Raw genomic sequence first — 17767 nt, 5'->3', positions numbered from 1 at the left:
GTTATTATGTTACCCGTTCCTGCCTTACATGAGTGGATCACGTGCGTCGTCTTTTAAACCTTTTTGCTTTTTTATCGACCAGTTTGCTGGTTGTCGCGCCGGTTCAGGCCGATGTTCAGGTCCTGACCAGTATCAAGCCCCTGCAACTGATCGCCGCGGCTGTGCAGGACGGAGTGGGCAAGCCGCAAGTGCTGTTGCCACCGGGTGCGTCGCCGCATAACTACGCGCTGCGGCCATCCGATGTACGGCGTGTCAGGGACGTGCAGCTGTTCTACTGGATTGGCCCGGACATGGAGAGCTTCCTGCCGCGCGTCATTCAGGGCCGCAGCAAGCCCGCTGTGGCAGTGCAGAGCTTGTCCGGCATGAAACTGCGTCATTTCGCGACGGATAATGCCTCGCACGACGACCATGACCACGGCGGCAGCGATCATGATCACGATCACATGCCCGGCAGCCTGGACTCCCATCTGTGGCTGTCGACCGTCAATGCCCGAGTCATCGCCGCCAGAATGGCCAGCGACATGAGCGCCGCGGACACGGGCAATGCCGCGCGCTACAAACAGAACGCCGAAGCCTTCGCCAGGCGCCTGGACGCACTGGATGCGCGGATCAAGAACCGCGTTGCCCCCCTCGCGGACAAGCCCTATTTCGTATTTCACGAAGCCTTCGATTATTTCGAAGATGCCTATGGCTTGAAGCACGCTGGCGTGTTCGCCGTGGCGGCCGAAATCCAGCCCGGCGCGCAACATGTGGCGGCGATGCGTGATCGTTTGAAGGAAGCCGGCAAGACCTGCGTGTTCAGCGAACCACCGTTGCGCCCGCGCCTGGCCGAAACCCTGACGGCAGGTCTGCCGGTCAAGCTCGCAGAGCTGGACGCGCTTGGCGGCTACACCGAGGCGACGGCCCATGGCTATGAGCAAGTGTTGCAGAAGCTAGGCGACGATCTGGCGGGCTGTCTGGAAAGCCTCTGACACCACTTGGCCTGTGGCCAGCGGATCGGGCAGCGCTCCGCTTGGCCGCGAATATGTGGTTTCAGACACTACATATTCTGCGGATCGACCGGCCTCTTCGTGGCTAAAGCCGGTCCTACAGGTCTGGTCGTGCGGGGGTCCGCTTGCCCGCGACAGGCTGCAACGCAGCCTCCCGGCGGATCATCAGAGCGCGAACGGCAACGGAATGTGTACATCCTGGCGCTGAGCCAGGCGGCTTTCGAATTCCATCGGGTCATGAATCAGCACATCCTGCCCGGCGAACGACTCGGCGGCGATCAGGCGTGACAACCAGAACCTGACGCAACCCACGCGCAGCATGGTCGGCCACAGCTGGGCTTCGGCAGCCGTGAACGGACGCAGCGCCGCGTAAGCACCCAGAAATGCGCGGGCGCGAACCGGGTCGATCTGGCCGTCTTGCCGTGAACACCAGTCGTTCAGGGCAATGGCCAGGTCGTAGAGCATCGGCCCCGAGCAGGCGTTGTAGAAATCGATTACGCCGGTGAGGTGGGTGCCTTCGAACAACGCGTTGTCGCGGAACAGGTCGCCATGCAGGTTGGCGCGAGGCAGCGCCAGAATCTGCGCCTTGAGTTCGCCGATTTCCTTGAGCGCCTTGTCCAGCAATGCCCGCTGTCCGTCGCCCAGATGCGAAAGAAAGTCGCGCCCTTCGCTCAGCATCCAGTCAAGGCCGCGGTCGGTCCTGCGTTCCAGCACATGCTCGCGGGTCGCCAGGTGCAACTTGCCCAGCAGCGCACCGATCTCGACGCAATGCTGGGTGTTGGGTTCCTTGATGTGCTTGCCCGGCAACCGCGGTTGCAGCAGTGCAGGCTTGCCGGCCAGCTCCCGCAGCGCCTGGCCGTCGGTGGTCTGCAGCGCATATGGCACCGGCAGGTCGGCATCGTGCAGCACATCCAGCAATTCGATGAAGAACGGCATCTCCTGAACCGGCCCGCGCTCGACCAGCGTCAGCACGAACTCGCCCTGCTCCAGGCTGATGAAATAGTTGGTGTTTTCACTACCGGCGGCAATGCCCTGAAAGTCACGCAAACGGCCAAGCCCATAAGGGGCGAGAAATGTTTCCAGCTCGGGCCGAGCCAGTGGGGTAAAAACGGACATATCGAGATTGCCAACAAGTTAAGTGAATGAAGGGCGTTACCAGCTGAATATTTCCCACTGGGGAATCAGCATGTCCGGTTGGTCCGAACGAATGAAATTGGGGCTCGTGCCATCGGCGCGGACCAGAAAATAAGGTTTACCCCCTTTCGGAGTGATCTTCACAGCGTACAGGAAGCCGTTCTGGCGGTATTCCTGGATGGTCCTGTCGCCGTCGGTGCGGATAGTAACGTCCGGAGCCGCCGATGGCGCGTCTTCTGCCGCGAAAGCGATCATCGGGCAGAAAGCCAACAGGCCGGTCAACAACAGTCGATTAGCTGCGCGCATGATAACCTTATCCCTTTGTCGTCAATGGTCCTCGCATTCTAGCGCCGACCCCGCCGAAAAGGTTGATTCTGCTCATGAGCCAAGCCCCCCTCGTCCTGGTGGACGGTTCTTCGTATCTTTACCGCGCATTCCACGCACTGCCGCCGCTGGCCACCTCCAAGGGGTTGCCGACCGGCGCCGTCAAGGGCGTGCTGAACATGCTCAAGAGCCTGCGCCGCCAGTATCCGGAAAGCCCGTTCGCCGTGGTCTTCGATGCCAAGGGCGGCACGTTTCGTGACGAGTTGTTCGCTGAATACAAGGCCAACCGCCCGAGCATGCCGGATGACCTGCGGGTGCAGGTCGACTTGTTGCACGCCTGCGTCAAAGGTCTGGGCTACCCGCTGTTGTGCGTGGAAGGCGTGGAAGCGGACGACGTGATCGGCACCCTGGCACGCAGCAGCGCCGCGGCGGACCGGCCGGTCATCATCTCCACCGGCGACAAGGACATGGCCCAGCTGGTCGACGGCCACATCACGCTGGTCAACACCATGACCGGCAGCGTGCTGGACGTGGCGGGCGTGAAGGAAAAATTCGGCGTCGGCCCTGAGCACATCATCGATTACCTGGCGCTGATGGGCGACAAGGTCGACAACATCCCAGGCGTTCCCGGCGTGGGTGAAAAGACTGCCGTGGGCCTGCTGGTAGGCGTCGGCGGCGGCCTGAAAGAGCTTTACGGCAATCTCGAAGCCGTGGCGACCCTGCCGATTCGCGGCGCCAAGACGCTGGCGGCCAAGCTCGAAGAACACCGCACCATGGCGTTCCTCTCTTACGAGCTGGCAACCATCAAGGTCGATGTCCCGCTGGATATCGAGCTGGATCAGCTGCATTGCGGCGAGCCGGATCGCGACGCCCTGCTGGAGCTGTATGCCGAGCTGGAATTCAAGAGCTGGATCGAAGACCTGCAACGTGACGCCAAGCGCGCCGGACAGGAGCTGGTGGTCGAAGAGCCGGTGGTGATCAAGGAAGCCTCCTACGAAGTCATTCTTGAGCAGGCACAGTTCGACGCCTGGTTGAAGAAGCTCGAAAGCACCGAGCTGTTCGCCTTCGTGACCCAGAGCAACGGCACCGACGCCCAGCGGGCCCAACTGGTCGGTTTGTCGTTCGCCATCCAGACTCATGAAGCCGCTTATATCCCGCTGACGCATTCGTACATGGGCGTGCCGCAGCAGCTGGACCGCGATACCGTGCTTCTGGCACTCAAGCCGCTGCTTGAAGACCCATCGCGCATCAAGGTTGGGCAGCACGCCAAGTTCGCCATCAACCTGCTCGCCAACTGCGCGATTGGTGGCGACGCGCAGCAGGGCATCGACCTGCAGGGCGTGAAATACGACACCATTCTGGAATCCTACGTGCTGGACTCCACCGCGACTCGCCATGACCGTGACAGCCTGGTTGCCAAGTACCTGACCCACACGCCGATCAATTTCCAGGACATCGCCGGCAAGGGTGCCAAGCAGCTGACCTTCGACCAGATCGCACTGGAACAGGCCGGCATCTACGCCGCCGAAGAAGCCGACCTGACCCTGCGCCTGCACGAAGTCTTCCAGGCCAGGCTCGCGGCCATCCCGACCTTGCAGCCGGTGCTGAACGAGATCGAGATGCCATTGGTGCCGGTTCTGGCGCGCATCGAACGCCAGGGTGCGCTGGTCGATGCCAACCTGCTCGGCATCCAGAGCGTCGAGCTGGGCGACAAGATGACCGCGCTGGAGCGCGAAGCCTTTGCCATCGCCGGCGAAGAATTCAACCTTGGCTCGCCCAAGCAGTTGGGCGTCATTCTGTATGAAAAGCTCGGCATGCCGATCCTGAGCAAAACCGCTACCGGCCAGCCATCCACCGCCGAAGCGGTGCTGGCAGAACTGGCCGAGCAGGATTTTCCGCTGCCCAAGGTGCTGATGCAGTACCGCTCGATGAGCAAGCTCAAGAGCACCTACACCGACCGGCTGCCCGAGCAGATCAACCCGCGTACCGGACGGATCCACACTTCGTACCATCAGGCCGTGGCGGTGACCGGACGCCTGTCGTCCAGTGACCCGAACCTGCAGAACATTCCCATCCGCACCGCCGAAGGCCGCCGCATTCGCCAGGCTTTCGTCGCGCCGAAAGGCTACAAGCTGTTGGCGGCGGACTACTCGCAAATCGAACTGCGCATCATGGCGCACCTCGCCAGGGACGAAGGTCTTCTGCACGCTTTCCGCAATGACCTGGACGTGCACCGCGCCACGGCGGCGGAGGTGTTCGGCGTCGAGCTGGAGAATGTCACCACCGACATGCGCCGCAGCGCCAAGGCCATCAACTTCGGTCTGATCTATGGCATGAGCGCATTTGGCCTGGCCAAGCAGATCGGCGTCGACCGCAAGCAGTCCCAGGCTTACGTGGACCGTTATTTTGCGCGTTATCCGGGCGTGCTCGACTACATGGAACGCACCCGCGCCCAGGCTGCCGAGCAAGGCTTCGTGGAAACCATCTTTGGTCGGCGCCTGTATCTGCCGGACATCAACGCCAAGAACCCTTCGCTGCGCAAAGGCGCGGAACGCATGGCGATCAACGCGCCGATGCAAGGCACCGCCGCCGACATCATCAAGCGCGCCATGGTCGAGGTGAATGGCTGGCTGGACACTTCCGGGCTCGATGCCCGAGTGATCCTGCAGGTGCACGACGAACTGGTGCTGGAAGTGCGCGAAGACCTGGTGGATCAGATCAGCGAGCAGATCCGCCCGCACATGAGCGGTGCGGCCGAGCTGGCCGTTCCGTTGCTGGTCGAGGTGGGCGTTGGCAACAACTGGGACGAGGCGCACTGACGGCGCAAGGCGAGCCTGTTCGCAGACTCGCCGACAGGCTGCCGGACAAGAACATTTCTCGTCTGGCGGAACTTAACCTTCCCGGAACGGGTCAGACCTCTCGATTGGCCGCGAAGCCAGTCATGCTCCTATGTTGTGTTAAGTGTTGGCAGATATCCGGCCCCCTCCCTAAGGGTCTGGACCTTGAACCCCGTTCTTCCCCCTCCCCATACGAAGTCCGGGGTTTTTTTTGCCTGCGATTTATTCGGCAGGCACTTTGTCTTCCAATTCCATCCAGTCGGCCAGCACGGTGTAGGCTTCTTCCAGGCCCATGCGCTTTGGCGCCGAGAACAGCTGGATCGAAACCGCGTCACCCCAACCCTTGCGGATTTCCGCCTGAACCTTGAGCAGGGTGTTCTTGGCCGCGCCGTAGGTCAGTTTGTCGGCCTTGGTCAGCAGGATATGCATCGGCATCTGGCTGGCGATGGCCCAGTCGAGCATCAGAATGTCGAAGTCGGTCATTGGATGACGGATATCCATCATCAGGATCAGACCTTTCAGGCTCTCGCGGCTGCCCAGATACGCTTCCAGGTGACGCTGCCAGTGCAGTTTGAGCGGGATCGGCACCTTGGCGTAGCCGTAACCGGGCAAATCCACCAGGCGACGGTCTTCGTCCAGGCCAAAGAAGTTGAGCAGCTGGGTGCGCCCCGGCGTTTTGGAAGTGCGCGCCAGACTGGCGTGAGTCAGCGTGTTGAGCGCGCTCGACTTGCCGGCGTTGGAACGGCCGGCGAAAGCGACTTCGAAGCCTTCGTCGTCGGGGCACTGGTCGACCTTGGCGGCGCTGAGCATGAACGTGGCCTGTTGGCACAGACCGAGGATCGGGTTCTTGAGTTGCATGTGATTTCCGGTGAAGGCCCTGCCTGCAAAGGGTGCGGCAAGAGGTGTCGTTTCCGTTTGGGTAGCTCGAGTATATAATGCCGCAAATTTTGTGTGTGCTTTCGACCGTCATCGGGAGGAAGAGCACGAAAGCGAGAACTAATATGCGCATTAGAACGCAGTCCGCTTTCAACCTGAAAGGTTTTTGCTGAGTAAGGAGGCTTGGATCAGCTGTTCACAGGATTCAAAGCGATGCCGCCGCGTGGAATGTGCAAGGACCGCAGTAGTCAGGATTTGCGAACCATCGTCCTCTGGATGAGCAAGTCATCTGCTACCTAACTTTTCACCTTTTAGCCGACTTGGATTACCTGATGAACAAATTACTCGTGAGTATGCTGTTGGCGCTTGGCATCTGCAGCTCGGTGCAGGCCGCTGAAACGGTAGTCGGCGACGCAACCGCCGGGCAGGCCAAGACGGCCGTATGCGGCGCGTGTCATGGTCCGGACGGCAACAGCATGGCGCCCAACTTTCCGAAGATCGCCGGCCAGGGCGAGCGGTACCTGCTCAAGCAACTGCACGAGATAAAGGACGGCAAGCGTGTCGTCCTGGAGATGACCGGCCTGCTCAACAACCTGACCGAACAGGACCTGGCGGACATCGCCGCGTTCTATGCCGGGCAAAAAGGCAGCGTCGGCGCCGCCGATCCGAATCTGGTTGCCCGAGGCGAGGCTCTGTTCCGCGGCGGCAAACTGGACCAAGGGCTGGCGGCCTGCACCGGCTGTCATTCGCCCAACGGCAGCGGCAACGCGCAAGCCGGGTTCCCGCATCTGGGTGGCCAGCACGCCGACTACATCAAGAAACAATTGACGGCATTTCGTGAAGGCGAGCGCACCAACGACGGCGACACCATGGTCATGCGTTCCATCGCCGCCAAACTCAGCAACAAGGACATCGAAGCCCTGGCGCAATACATCCAGGGCCTGCACTGAGTCCGCGCCGCCGGTTTCGGGGCATATGCAAAAAGGGCAGCTTCGGCTGCCCTTTTTTGTGATGACGAGCGTTACACTACCGAACTCAAACCTTGGCGACCGGTCGAAAACCGTGTCGCTTGAAGGCGATTTCATCAGTCCAGGAGTTAAGCATGCGTAATCTGATCATCAGCGCCGCTCTGGTTGCCACCAGTCTGTTCGGTATGTCCGCTCAGGCCGCCGAACCTGTTCAGGCTGGCAAGCAATATGTCCAACTGAGCAGCGCTGTGCCTGTCGCCGAGCCAGGCAAGATCGAAGTCGTGGAGCTGTTCTGGTACGGCTGCCCCCACTGCTATGCATTCGAGCCGACCATCAATCCTTGGGTTGAGAAGCTGCCGGCCGACGTTAATTTCGTGCGTATTCCGGCCATGTTCGGCGGTCCTTGGGATGCCCATGGCCAGCTGTTCATCACCCTCGACACCATGGGTGTAGAGCACAAGGTTCACGCTGCGGTATTCGAAGCCATCCAGAAGGGCGGCAAGCGTCTGACCGACAAGAAAGACATGGCTGAATTCGTCGCCACTCAAGGCGTCGACAAGGACGAATTCCTCAAGACCTTCGACTCCTTCACCGTCAAGGGCAAGATCGCCCAGTACAAGGAACTGGCCAAGAAGTACGAAGTCACCGGCGTTCCGACCATGATCGTCAACGGCAAGTATCGTTTTGACCTGGGCACTTCCGGCGGTCCGGAAGCCACTCTGCAGGTAGCCGACCAGCTGATCGCCAAAGAGCGTGCAGCCGGCAAAGCCGAGTAACGCCCGCCATGCGCCGCTGGGGCAAGGGCACCGAGCGAGTCGTTGGCCTGCATGAACCGCAGGTCAACGAACTGCATCTGACGCAAAGCGGTTTGCCGGAAGATGGCCGGCTGCGCCTGCTCAGTTTCAATATCCAGGTGGGCATCAGCACCGAACGCTACCGTCATTACCTGACCCGCGGCTGGCAGCATCTGCTGCCTCACGGAGGTCGGGCGGGCAACCTGCAGAAAATCGGCCAGTTGCTCAATGACTTCGATCTGGTCGCCCTGCAGGAAGTCGACGGCGGGAGCCTGCGTTCCGGCTTCGTCAATCAGGTCGAGCACCTCGCCCAGTTGGGCTCGTTTCCCTACTGGTACCAGCAACTCAATCGCAACCTTGGACGCTTCGGCCAGCACAGCAATGGCGTGCTGAGTCGGCTTAGGCCGACCAAGATCGAAGATCACCCGCTGCCCGGTCCGGCCGGACGCGGCGCGATTCTGGTTCGTTTCGGTGAAGGTGATGACGCGTTGATCGTGGTCATGATGCACCTGGCCTTGGGCACGCGGACCCGCACTCGGCAATTGGCGTACATTCGCGAGTTGATCGGCGGTTATCGCCACCAGATCCTGATGGGTGACATGAACACCCACGCCAATGACCTGCTCGAATCTTCGCCGCTGCGCGACCTTGGCCTGCTGGCGCCGCAGCTGGAAGCGACTTTCCCCAGCTGGCGTCCTCAGCGTTGCCTTGATCACATTCTGCTCAGCCCGACCCTGACGCTGGAACGTTTTCAGGTCCTGGCGCAACCCATTTCAGATCACCTGCCCGTTGCGGTAGAGATCCGCCTGCCTGACTCCCTGCGCGGGGATTCCCTGCCCGTGGTTGCTGGTGGACCGCTTGCATGAGCGACGAAGCCGAGCGCTGGAGAGAGAAGTATCTCAAGGGCATCGAGCAGCAGGATAAGCTCGAAAAGCGCTGGAGCGCCCGCCTCGACCTGCTGCGCCGGGGCCTGGTGCGCAGCAGTCTGGCCGCAGAAGGCTCTGACCGCGCGGTAGACGAATGCATGAAGGAAATGCGCGAAATCGTGCGCAAGGACGACATGGATGCCGGTCTGGCCGCATTGATTCCCCGCCTGGAAAAAGCCGTGCTCGACTCCGAGCAGCGCCGCGAAGTGCGCGCCGGCCAGACCCTGACCGCGTTGAACGCGCTGGTTCAGCAGTTGCAGGCGTTGCCGCTTCCCCGTGAAGTGCGCAAGCCGCTCAAGCGGTTCGCCAAGGATCTGGATGATCGTGCCTCCCAGGCGCGTGAGCTGCCGCTGCTGTTGAGCGAATTGAGCGGCTTGCAGGGCAAGGCGCTCAGCGCTCTGGAAAAGGACGAAGACGGCCCCCGCCCCGGCCTGCTGCAACGCCTGTTCGGCTCGCGTGAGGAACAGGTCGAAACCTTGCCTGCCGAGACCGCGCCCGTCGCCAGCCCGGTCGAGACCGCCCCTGACACCCGCGACACTCAGACGCCGCCTCCCGGGCAACCCGAACCGACGGCTTCTACTGCAACGGCCGCGCCTCCGGTCACTGTCGAGGCTGAGTCCGCTGCCGAGCTGGAGCTGGAGCCGGAGCCCGAGCTGCCCGCCGCTGCTGTTCAGGCCAGTGACGAGCCGGACTTGCCGTTAGCGCCGGAGCCTGCCGTGCTTGCTGTCGCTACGGCGCAGGTTCAGCAGGCCGAACCCGTTGCCGGCCCGCGTGCAGATGCACTGCCGGAACCTGCCGAGGTGCAGCAGGCCGACGTCGTCGATCTGGAAGCAATGCTGACGCCGACGCCGCTGGTTGCCTATCAACATGCGCCCGAGCCGGTTGAAGCCTCTGCCGACCCGTCTTCCGAAGAAGAGGACGCCGAGGATGCCGCTTACGCACTGCCCTGCTCGCCGGAACCGAGCTACAGCTCGGTGGCCGCGCACATCGAGGACACCCTGCTGGGGCTACTCAATGACCTGACGCTGTCCGAGCATCACCGCCCGCAGGTCGAGGCCATGCAGTTACGTCTCAAACATGGGCTTAACTGGTACGAACTGCTGCCGATCCTCGACGATCTGGCGGTGCTGATGCTTGCCATCAACAACGGCGAGCAACAGGCTTTCGGAGTGTATCTCAAGGAACTCAATGAGCGACTGGAGTCATTCCAGAGCCATTTGCAGGCCGCCAGCGAGGATCACGCCGAGAGTCAGACCTCCGTCCGCGATCTCAACGAGCAGCTGCGCGAGCAGGTCGGCGGATTGCAAAGCAGCGTTCAGGACGCGTCGGACCTGAGCAGCCTCAAGCAGGTGCTGGATAACCGACTCGAAGGTCTGTTGACCACAATGGACGATTACCAGCGCAAGCGTGACGACCGTGAACAGGAAGTGGCCGCCCGCTTGCAAGGTCTAGCTGCCCGGGTCGCAAGCATGGAGCAGGAGGCCCAGAGCTTCCGCACCCATCTGGAAGAACAACGACAGAAAGCGCTGATCGACCCGCTGACCGCGCTCCCCAATCGTGCCGCCTGGAGCGAGCGGCTGGAACAGGAAATGGCCCACTGGCAGCAGCGCAAGGACAACCTGCTGGTGTGCATGCTGGATCTGGACCGGTTCAAGAGCATCAACGACGGCTACGGTCATCTGGCCGGCGACAAGGTGCTGAAGATCGTCGCCAACGTACTGAAGAAACGCCTGCGCCCGAAGGATTTCCTGGCCCGCTTCGGCGGCGAGGAATTCGTCATGTTGTTGCCCGCCACCGCGCTGAACGAAGGCGTGCCGTTGCTCGATGAGTTGCGTGCGGCGGTCGAAGCCTGCCCGTTCCACTTCAAGGGCGAGCGGGTCACCATCACCGTGTCCATGGGCGTTACGGCATTGCAGCCCGGCGAGCGTAGCGATGCGGCACTCAAGCGCGCGGATCAGGCGCTGTACCGCGCCAAGGAAAACGGTCGCAACAGGGTCGAGCCCGTCTGATCGAAACATTTGGAAGCAACCGTTCAGCCTGCTCTGCCTCAACGGCCGAGCTATTGGCGCTCATTTTGTTATGCTGTTGCGCTTTCCGCCGACGCATTCTGAAGTTCCCATGAAGCTGTTCGTCCCTGCCCTGCTCCTGCTGTTTCTCGCCGCCTGTTCCAGCGGCCCCAGACTCGACACCAGCCATCCTTCGGTCAATTTCGACGGCCGTGTTCAATACGTCGTCATGCATTACACCTCGGCCCCGCTGGATCAATCGCTGCAATTGCTGACCCACGGCGAGGTCAGCAGCCATTACCTGATCGGCGACGATAACCCGGCGACCATTTACAAGCTGGTCGATGAAAGCGCCCGCGCGTGGCACGCCGGAGACAGCGAATGGGACGGCCGTACCTGGCTGAACTCAAGCTCCATCGGCATTGAAATCGTCAATCCGGGTTTCCGCGACACGCCCACCGGCCGGCTCTGGTACCCTTACACCGAGAGCCAGATCAAATCGATCATCGTGCTGCTCAAGGACATCGTCGAGCGCAACAAAATCGATCCACGCCATATCATCGGCCATAGCGACATTGCACCGATGCGCAAACTCGACCCAGGCCCGCTGTTTCCCTGGAAACGACTCGCCGAGGCAGGCGTCGGCATCTGGCCTGACGAACGGCTGGTGGCGCAGCGTCAGGCGCAGCTGATGAACAATCTGCCGAGCATCGCCTGGTTCCAGCAGCAATTGGCCCAATTGGGTTATAAAACGCCGCGCAGCGGAGAGCTGGATACCGAAACCCGCAATGTTCTCGCGGCATTCCAGATGCGTTTTCGCCCGGCGCGCTTCGACGGCGAGCCTGATGCGCAGAGCGCGGCGATCCTGCAGGTGCTCAACCGCAGCAACTGATCTACAAACAGCTCGTTGCCGGGCGGGCTATTTTCACGCTTGTTGCTATACCTGATGGGTATTCACTCGGATATCCACCAATGCCAGCGGCCACGCGCTCCCGCATGAACCTCTCCAACCCCTGGCTGCTGGCCTTGCTGGCGGCCTCGTTGAGTGCTGCCGTCTTGCTGCTGGGCAGCTTCGGCCTGGCGGTGCATCAGGCCCGGCAGAATGAAACCCTGCAGATGAATGCACAGGGCGAGCGCTTTCTGATTCGCCTCGAACAACTGTTCGGGCAGTTGCGCGCAGGTCTCGACCAACTTGAGCAGCAACCGCTGCGTCGTTGCAGCCCGGAGATGGTCGGGCGGCTGCGCGAAGTCATTTCCGGCAACCGCTTCATCTATGAAGCGGCCTTCGTGGGCGACAAGCGCACCTGTTCGAGCTGGGCGCGCAAGAAAGTCATCGATGACAGCCGCGCTCCCGATATCCGTGGCCCGACCTACGATTATTGGCTCAACACCTCTGCCCAGCCGGACGACAACCTGGCGGCATTGGTTCTGGGCCGTGGCGACTTTCGGGTCTCGACCTCGCGCGGGCACTTGACCGACGTGGTCGATCTGCCGGCGGGCGGCAGTCTGCTGGTGGTGCTGGATAACGGCACCCGGGCGATTCCCGTACTAGGCCCGGCGCAGGCCTGGCCTCCAGCGGACTGGTCACCAGGCACCGACGGCGCGCTGGTTACCACGCCTGGGCAGTTGATCTACAGCATGCCGACGCAAAGCCCGGAATATCAGCTGGTGTTGATTACCCCGCGCCTCAGCGTTCAGGAAAAGATCACCGGTGCCTGGGGATTACTGGTGCCGTTCAGCCTGCTGATTTCCCTGTGTATCGGCGCGCTGGTCCTGCAAGTGGCGCAGCAGCGCAAGAGCCTGGGTGCCGAACTGACCGGCGCGCTGCGGCGCGGCGAACTCAAGGTGCTGTATCAACCGATATTCAACCTCGACACGCGGCAGTGTGTCGGTGCCGAAGCGCTGGTGCGCTGGCGACGACCGGACGGCACGCTCACCAGCCCGGACCTGTTCATCCCGCTGGCGGAGAATACCGGCCAGATCCGGCAGATCACCGATTTTGTCCTGCAACAGACTCTGGAGAAGCTCGGGCCGGTGCTGCGAGCCAACCCGCATCTGTATATCTCGGTCAACCTCGCGGCCTGCGACGTGGTGTCGGCCCGGATCGGGCGGGTAACCGCCAAACTGCTGGCCCTGCACAAAGTCGCACCGCAGCAGATTGCTTTCGAGGTCACCGAGCGCGGCATGGTAGACGTTGTGGTGGCCCGCAACCATTTGCAGGTGCTCAGGGATCGGGGCCACCAGGTGCTGATCGACGACTTCGGCACCGGCTATTGCAGCCTGGCCTATCTGCAGACCTTGCCGGTGGACTGTCTGAAAATCGACAAAGCGTTCATCGATGCGCTGGGCTATGACGCCGCCAGCAGCGGCGTCGCGCCGCATATCATCCGCATGGCTCACGCGCTGCAACTGAAGGTGATCGCCGAAGGCATCGAGTTCGAATCGCAGGCGCTGCTGCTGCGCAGTGAAGGCGTGATGTACGGCCAAGGCTGGCTGTTCGCGCGGCCATTGTCGCCGATGCAATTCGTCGAGCTGATCACCGGCGGTCGGCGCAGTGCGCCGCGGCGCCGCGACGACGTGGCCTGACGTTTCTGCAGATACAGCTTAAAGCGGCAGTGCCATGTAGAACTGCGTGCCCTGCCCTGGACGCGAGTACACGCCCATGCGACCGCCGTGCAACTGGACGATCTCCTTGCACAAGGCCAGCCCCAGCCCGGCGCCGCCCTTCTTGCGCCCGACCTGCACGAAAGGCTCGAAGATCCTTCCTTGCTGGCCATAGGCAATGCCTTCGCCGTTGTCCTCGACACTGATGATCACCCGCTCGCCATGGCGACGGCCCTGAAGACGAATCAGGCCATTTTCCGGGGTATGGCGCAGCGCATTGTCCAGCAGGTTATCCAGCACCCGCTCCAGTTGCGACGCATCGGCATGCAGGCGCGGCAGCGGCTCCTGGATATCGAGCATCAGCACGATGCTCTGCTCCTCGGCCTTCTCGTTGAAACGCGACTTGGCTTCGTCGAGCAATTCCTCGATCGAGCACGGTGCCAGCTTGAGTTTTTGCAAGCCGTTCTGGTAGCGCGAGAAATTCAGCAGGTCGTTGATCAACTGCATCAGGCGCTGCATTTCTTCGTTCACGGTATTGAGCAGGTCGGCTTCGCGGGAGTCCGGCGTGAAATGCAGCCGCTCCTGCAACAGACCGAACGCCATGTGCATGCCGGTTACCGGCGTGCGCAACTCGTGAGAGGCGCGCAATACGAACTCACTGCGCACACGCTCGAATGCCCGTTGTTCGGTCACGTCATGCAGCACCATTACGGCGCCGAGAATGTGGCCTTTGGTGTGGCTGACCGGCGTAAGGCTATAGGTCAACAGGCGCGATTCGCCGTCGATCTCGAAGGCCAGATCCTCCGGCGCGCGCTCCAGCGTGCCGCCGCGCAGGATCAGGAACAGCTGCTCGTCCAGTTCCGGACGGCCCAGCGCCTCGCCGAGCCCCTTGCCCAGGCGGCTCTCGTCCCAACCCAGCTGGCGCTGGGCGACGGGGTTCAAGTGTTCCAGGCGTCCTTGCCGGTCAATCATCAGCAGGCCATCGTCGATACTGTCGAGCACCGCCTGCAAGCGTTGCTGCCCGGCCAGCAGTTCGTCGACGTTGGTCGCCTGATGCTGCCGCAAGGCTTCGGCCATGATGCCGAACCGGCGAGTCAGCAGGTTCATTTCCGCCGCCGAGGAGATCGGCAGTGTCACTTCGTAATCACCCTCGCCGATGCGGTCGGCGGCCTTGGCCAAGGCCTCGATAGGTGCACCGAAGCGCCGGGCGATGCCGTGGGCAGTGACGAAACCGATGAACAGCACGGCGATGCCGACCATCCCCAGCAGGCCTGCAATCCACAGTGCCCGCTGGCGTGAACTGATTTCGGCGTCGCTGATGTTCTGCAAGGCATGTCGATGGGTATCCTGGAGCGCTTCACGCAGCTCCACGAATGCCTCGCGCAGCTGCGGCACACCATTTATGCCACGACTGTCGGAGCCTACCTGACGATAAATTTCCAGGAAGCGCTCGTAGTCCGCCCGGGTCTTTTCAAAACCGGCGCGCACGTTGCTTTGCGTGTCCTGGCTAAAGCCCTGTTCCAGCAGCTGCTTGAACTGCTCCTGAGCGGCCGCCAGCTCCGTCTCGTCCCGCGGATAGCCGGTCATCAGGACCAACTGGTCGCCCACGTTCTGGCGCAACTTCAAGCCCAGATCCAGGGTGATGAAGTTATGCTGGATGAGCGATTCCTGGGTGCGGGCCATCTGCATCACGCTGACCAGCCCGAGCAACAGCCCGAGCAACGCCACCGTAATGAGCGCGGAAATGCTCAGAAACAAGCGAGTCCGTAACTTCATTGCCAATTTCATGAGGGGCAATTCACAGGTTGTACTGCTTGCGTTTTCGATAAAGCGTGGAGGCATCGATGCCCAGGGTCTTGGCAGCCTGATCCAGGGTATCGCTGGTGGCCAGAACCGCACCGATATGCGCCTTCTCCAGCTCGTCCAGGCTCAGGGCCGCGCCGACGCGCGGTGCATTGTTGGTCGGTTGCTCGGCCATCCCCAGGTGACTGATCTCCACGCGCTCGGCCGGGCAAATGATACTGGCGCGCTCAATCACGTTGCGCAGTTCACGGATGTTGCCGGGCCAGCGGTAGTTGAGCAGCGCGGCACGTGCCTCTTCGCTGAAGCCGCGCGCCGGACGGGCGTAATCCTTGACGAAACGCGCCAGGAAACGGTCGGCCAGGGTCATGATGTCTTCACTGCGCTCACGCAGGGCCGGCAGATGCAGGGTGATCACGTTCAGGCGATACAGCAGGTCTTCTCGGAAGCGCCCGCTGCGCACCATGTCTTCAAGATTCAGGTTGGTGGCCGCCAGGATTCGCACATCGGCACGCCGCGTGACCGGGTCGCCGACGCGTTCGTATTCCTTGTCCTGAATGAAGCGCAGCAGTTTGGGTTGCAGGGTCAACGGGAAGTCGCCGATCTCATCGAGAAACAGCGTACCGCCATCGGCCTGGTTGACCCGGCCCAGAGTACTTTCGCTGGCGCCGGTAAACGCGCCGCGACTGTGACCGAACAGTTCGCTTTCCATCAGTTCGGCGGTAAGCGACGGGCAGTTGATGGTAACGCAGGCTTTTTTCGAGCGCTTGCTCCAGCCGTGAATCGCCCGTGCCAACTCGCCTTTCCCGGTACCGGACTCGCCGAGGATGAGAATGTTGGCATCGGTTACGGCCACCTGACGGGCCGTTTCCAGGATCGCCATCATCGACGGGCTGTGGGAATCCAGGCCGTCTTTGGGTTTGCGGATTTCACCCTCCAGCGCTTCGAGCCTGGCGGACAGCTGCCGCACTTCGAGCTGCTTGGCGGTAGCCAGGCGCAGCTGATCGGGGCTGCACGGCTTGACCAGGTAATCGGCGGCGCCGGCCTGGATCGCATCGACTGCGGTGTCGACCGCTGAATGGGCCGTGACGATCACCACGCGCATCCATGGAGCCTGGATGCGCATCTGCGCCAGTACGTCCAGCCCGTTGTCCTCGCCAAGGCGCAAATCGAGAAAACACAGATCGAACACCTGGCGTTGCATCAGCGAATCGGCCTGAGCTGCGCTATTGGCAGTGGCCACGCTATAACCCTCGTCTTCCAGGCAATACCGGAACGTGCGAAGGATGGCGGACTCGTCGTCCACAAGCAGAATACGGCCCTGATTCTCAGTGGCTGCTTCCATTTTTCCTACGCTCCTTCATGAATAGTCTTGGTTAGTCTCGGAATCATCGGGCAAGTTGCATGGTCCATTCTGATTGATTCTGCGGCTTGAATGGTAGCTATCTGAGTAAGCCATGGCGAACGGACACGTTCACCTGCCTTACAGCCGCACCTGTCGCTCAACCTGAGACGACCTATTCATATGAAGGAGAGTGGATATGCATTCGCTGAAAAAGCTGGCGCTGATCACCATGACCGCCGCCGCACTGAGCGGCCCGGCGTTCGCGCAGGCAGCCCAGGGCGACGTGCCAGCCCAACTTGCCGAGGCACGTCAGGAAGGATCGATCTGGACGGCGTTTGCCCTGAACCGGCATCTGAGTCCGTTCAAGCTGGAGGTCGACGTCGAGCAAGGCACCGCTACTCTCAAGGGCAAGGTCGAAAACGAGGTTGAGCGGGAGCTGGCCGAGCGCATTGCCCTTGATGTCAAAGGCATCGACAAGGTCGACAACCAGTTGCAGGTGGACCCGGACGTGTCCAGCGAACCCGGTACCCGTTCGGCAATGGCCCAGCGTTTCGACGATGCAACCTTGACCGCTACGGTGAAATCCAAACTGCTATGGAGCAGCGTCACCGAGGCGCTGAACATTGACGTGAACAGCAAGGACGGCGTGGTCACCCTCAAAGGGCGCGCCCAGAGCCCTGAAGCCAAGGAGCTGGCCGGCAGCCTGGCAACCAACACCGACGGCGTGATTACGGTGAACAACCTGATCAGCATCAGCGCCGCCGACTCCATTGCCGCCAAGGCTCAGCCGCAAAACCTCAACCCGACCGAACAGTTGAGCGACGCCTGGGTCACCAGCAAGGTGAAGTCCAGCCTTATCTACAGCCGCACCCTCGATGGCCTGAACATCAAGGTCAACACCGAGGGCGGCGTGGTCAGCCTCGACGGGATCGTCGCCAACTATGCGGAAAAAGAGCTGGCCGTGGAGATCGCCCGCAACATCCGCGGCGTAAAAGGCGTGAACGCCGATTCGCTTAAAGTAATGGCACGCAGCGCAGGCTGAATCAGGGGCAAAAGCCGCCCGACTGAGTGCGCCCGTGCAGAACGCACGATTGCAAAGGTGTAATCGTGCAGCTTGCGCGCAGGAAAAGTCTGATACGAATCCTAAACCATTGATTTAACTGG

The 17767-nt window shown here is 61.5% G+C and carries 14 protein-coding genes; 9 read left to right on the top strand and 5 right to left on the bottom strand.

Going from position 1 to position 17767, the window contains the following annotated elements; translation table 11 throughout:
• Nucleotides 1–41 precede the first annotated feature (41 nt).
• Complete coding sequence (locus tag EGJ27_RS05360) at nt 42–971, top strand: zinc ABC transporter substrate-binding protein (protein ID WP_125829693.1); 930 nt, start codon at nt 42–44, stop codon at nt 969–971.
• Between the two features lie 183 nt (nt 972–1154).
• Here EGJ27_RS05360 and EGJ27_RS05355 read toward each other — a convergent pair whose 3' ends face one another.
• Complete coding sequence (locus tag EGJ27_RS05355; RefSeq protein ID WP_125829692.1) at nt 1155–2105, bottom strand: homoserine kinase; 951 nt, start codon at nt 2103–2105, stop codon at nt 1155–1157.
• Nucleotides 2106–2141: 36 nt separating this feature from the next.
• Nucleotides 2142–2429 (bottom strand): DUF2782 domain-containing protein, encoded by a 288-nt coding sequence (locus tag EGJ27_RS05350; protein ID WP_125829691.1) that lies wholly within the window; start codon nt 2427–2429, stop codon nt 2142–2144.
• Nucleotides 2430–2503: 74 nt separating this feature from the next.
• On the opposite strand from EGJ27_RS05350, the gene polA reads away from it, so the two are divergent.
• Nucleotides 2504–5266: a DNA polymerase I gene (polA, locus tag EGJ27_RS05345; RefSeq protein WP_125829690.1), complete on the top strand. Its 2763-nt coding sequence runs from the start codon at nt 2504–2506 to the stop codon at nt 5264–5266.
• Nucleotides 5267–5506: 240 nt separating this feature from the next.
• Here polA and yihA read toward each other — a convergent pair whose 3' ends face one another.
• Complete coding sequence (yihA, locus tag EGJ27_RS05340) at nt 5507–6142, bottom strand: ribosome biogenesis GTP-binding protein YihA/YsxC (protein ID WP_125829689.1); 636 nt, start codon at nt 6140–6142, stop codon at nt 5507–5509.
• 350 nt (nt 6143–6492) lie between these two features.
• Between yihA and EGJ27_RS05330 the strand changes: the two genes are divergently transcribed.
• The 6 genes from EGJ27_RS05330 to EGJ27_RS05305 all read left to right on the top strand — a co-directional run bounded on the left by EGJ27_RS05330 (nt 6493) and on the right by EGJ27_RS05305 (nt 13440).
• On the top strand, nt 6493–7110 hold the full coding sequence (locus tag EGJ27_RS05330) for a cytochrome c (RefSeq protein ID WP_125829687.1): 618 nt from the start codon (nt 6493–6495) through the stop codon (nt 7108–7110).
• A 152-nt stretch (nt 7111–7262) separates the two neighbouring features.
• Nucleotides 7263–7904: a thiol:disulfide interchange protein DsbA/DsbL gene (locus tag EGJ27_RS05325; RefSeq protein ID WP_125829686.1), complete on the top strand. Its 642-nt coding sequence runs from the start codon at nt 7263–7265 to the stop codon at nt 7902–7904.
• An 8-nt stretch (nt 7905–7912) separates the two neighbouring features.
• Nucleotides 7913–8788, top strand: coding sequence for an endonuclease/exonuclease/phosphatase family protein (locus EGJ27_RS05320; protein WP_125829685.1), 876 nt, complete (start codon nt 7913–7915; stop codon nt 8786–8788).
• Nucleotides 8785–10857, top strand: a complete 2073-nt coding sequence (locus EGJ27_RS05315; protein ID WP_125829684.1) for a GGDEF domain-containing protein — start codon at nt 8785–8787, stop codon at nt 10855–10857. The genes EGJ27_RS05320 and EGJ27_RS05315 overlap by 4 nt, the downstream gene beginning before the upstream one ends.
• Nucleotides 10858–10966: 109 nt before the next feature.
• Nucleotides 10967–11746, top strand: a complete 780-nt coding sequence (locus tag EGJ27_RS05310) for an N-acetylmuramoyl-L-alanine amidase (RefSeq protein WP_125829683.1) — start codon at nt 10967–10969, stop codon at nt 11744–11746.
• 80 nt (nt 11747–11826) lie between these two features.
• Nucleotides 11827–13440: an EAL domain-containing protein gene (locus EGJ27_RS05305; RefSeq protein ID WP_125829682.1), complete on the top strand. Its 1614-nt coding sequence runs from the start codon at nt 11827–11829 to the stop codon at nt 13438–13440.
• Between the two features lie 18 nt (nt 13441–13458).
• On the opposite strand, the gene EGJ27_RS05300 is transcribed toward EGJ27_RS05305, so the two are convergent.
• Together EGJ27_RS05300 and algB are read right to left on the bottom strand one after the other, a co-directional pair.
• Nucleotides 13459–15246, bottom strand: coding sequence for a KinB sensor domain-containing domain (locus tag EGJ27_RS05300; protein ID WP_125829681.1), 1788 nt, complete (start codon nt 15244–15246; stop codon nt 13459–13461).
• A 10-nt stretch (nt 15247–15256) separates the two neighbouring features.
• Nucleotides 15257–16603, bottom strand: a complete 1347-nt coding sequence (gene algB / locus EGJ27_RS05295; protein ID WP_125829680.1) for a sigma-54-dependent response regulator transcription factor AlgB — start codon at nt 16601–16603, stop codon at nt 15257–15259.
• A gap of 196 nt (nt 16604–16799) precedes the next feature.
• Here algB and EGJ27_RS05290 point away from each other — a divergent pair, with 196 nt between their 5' ends.
• Entirely contained in the window at nt 16800–17645 is an 846-nt protein-coding gene (locus EGJ27_RS05290; RefSeq protein WP_125829679.1) for a BON domain-containing protein, read from the top strand.
• Nucleotides 17646–17767 lie beyond the last annotated feature (122 nt).

This window comes from Pseudomonas sp. v388, from assembly GCF_003935425.1.
GTDB lineage: Bacteria > Pseudomonadota > Gammaproteobacteria > Pseudomonadales > Pseudomonadaceae > Aquipseudomonas.
The sequence above is the reverse complement of the archived record's forward strand: the minus strand, read 5'-3'. Positions and strand labels throughout refer to the sequence as shown.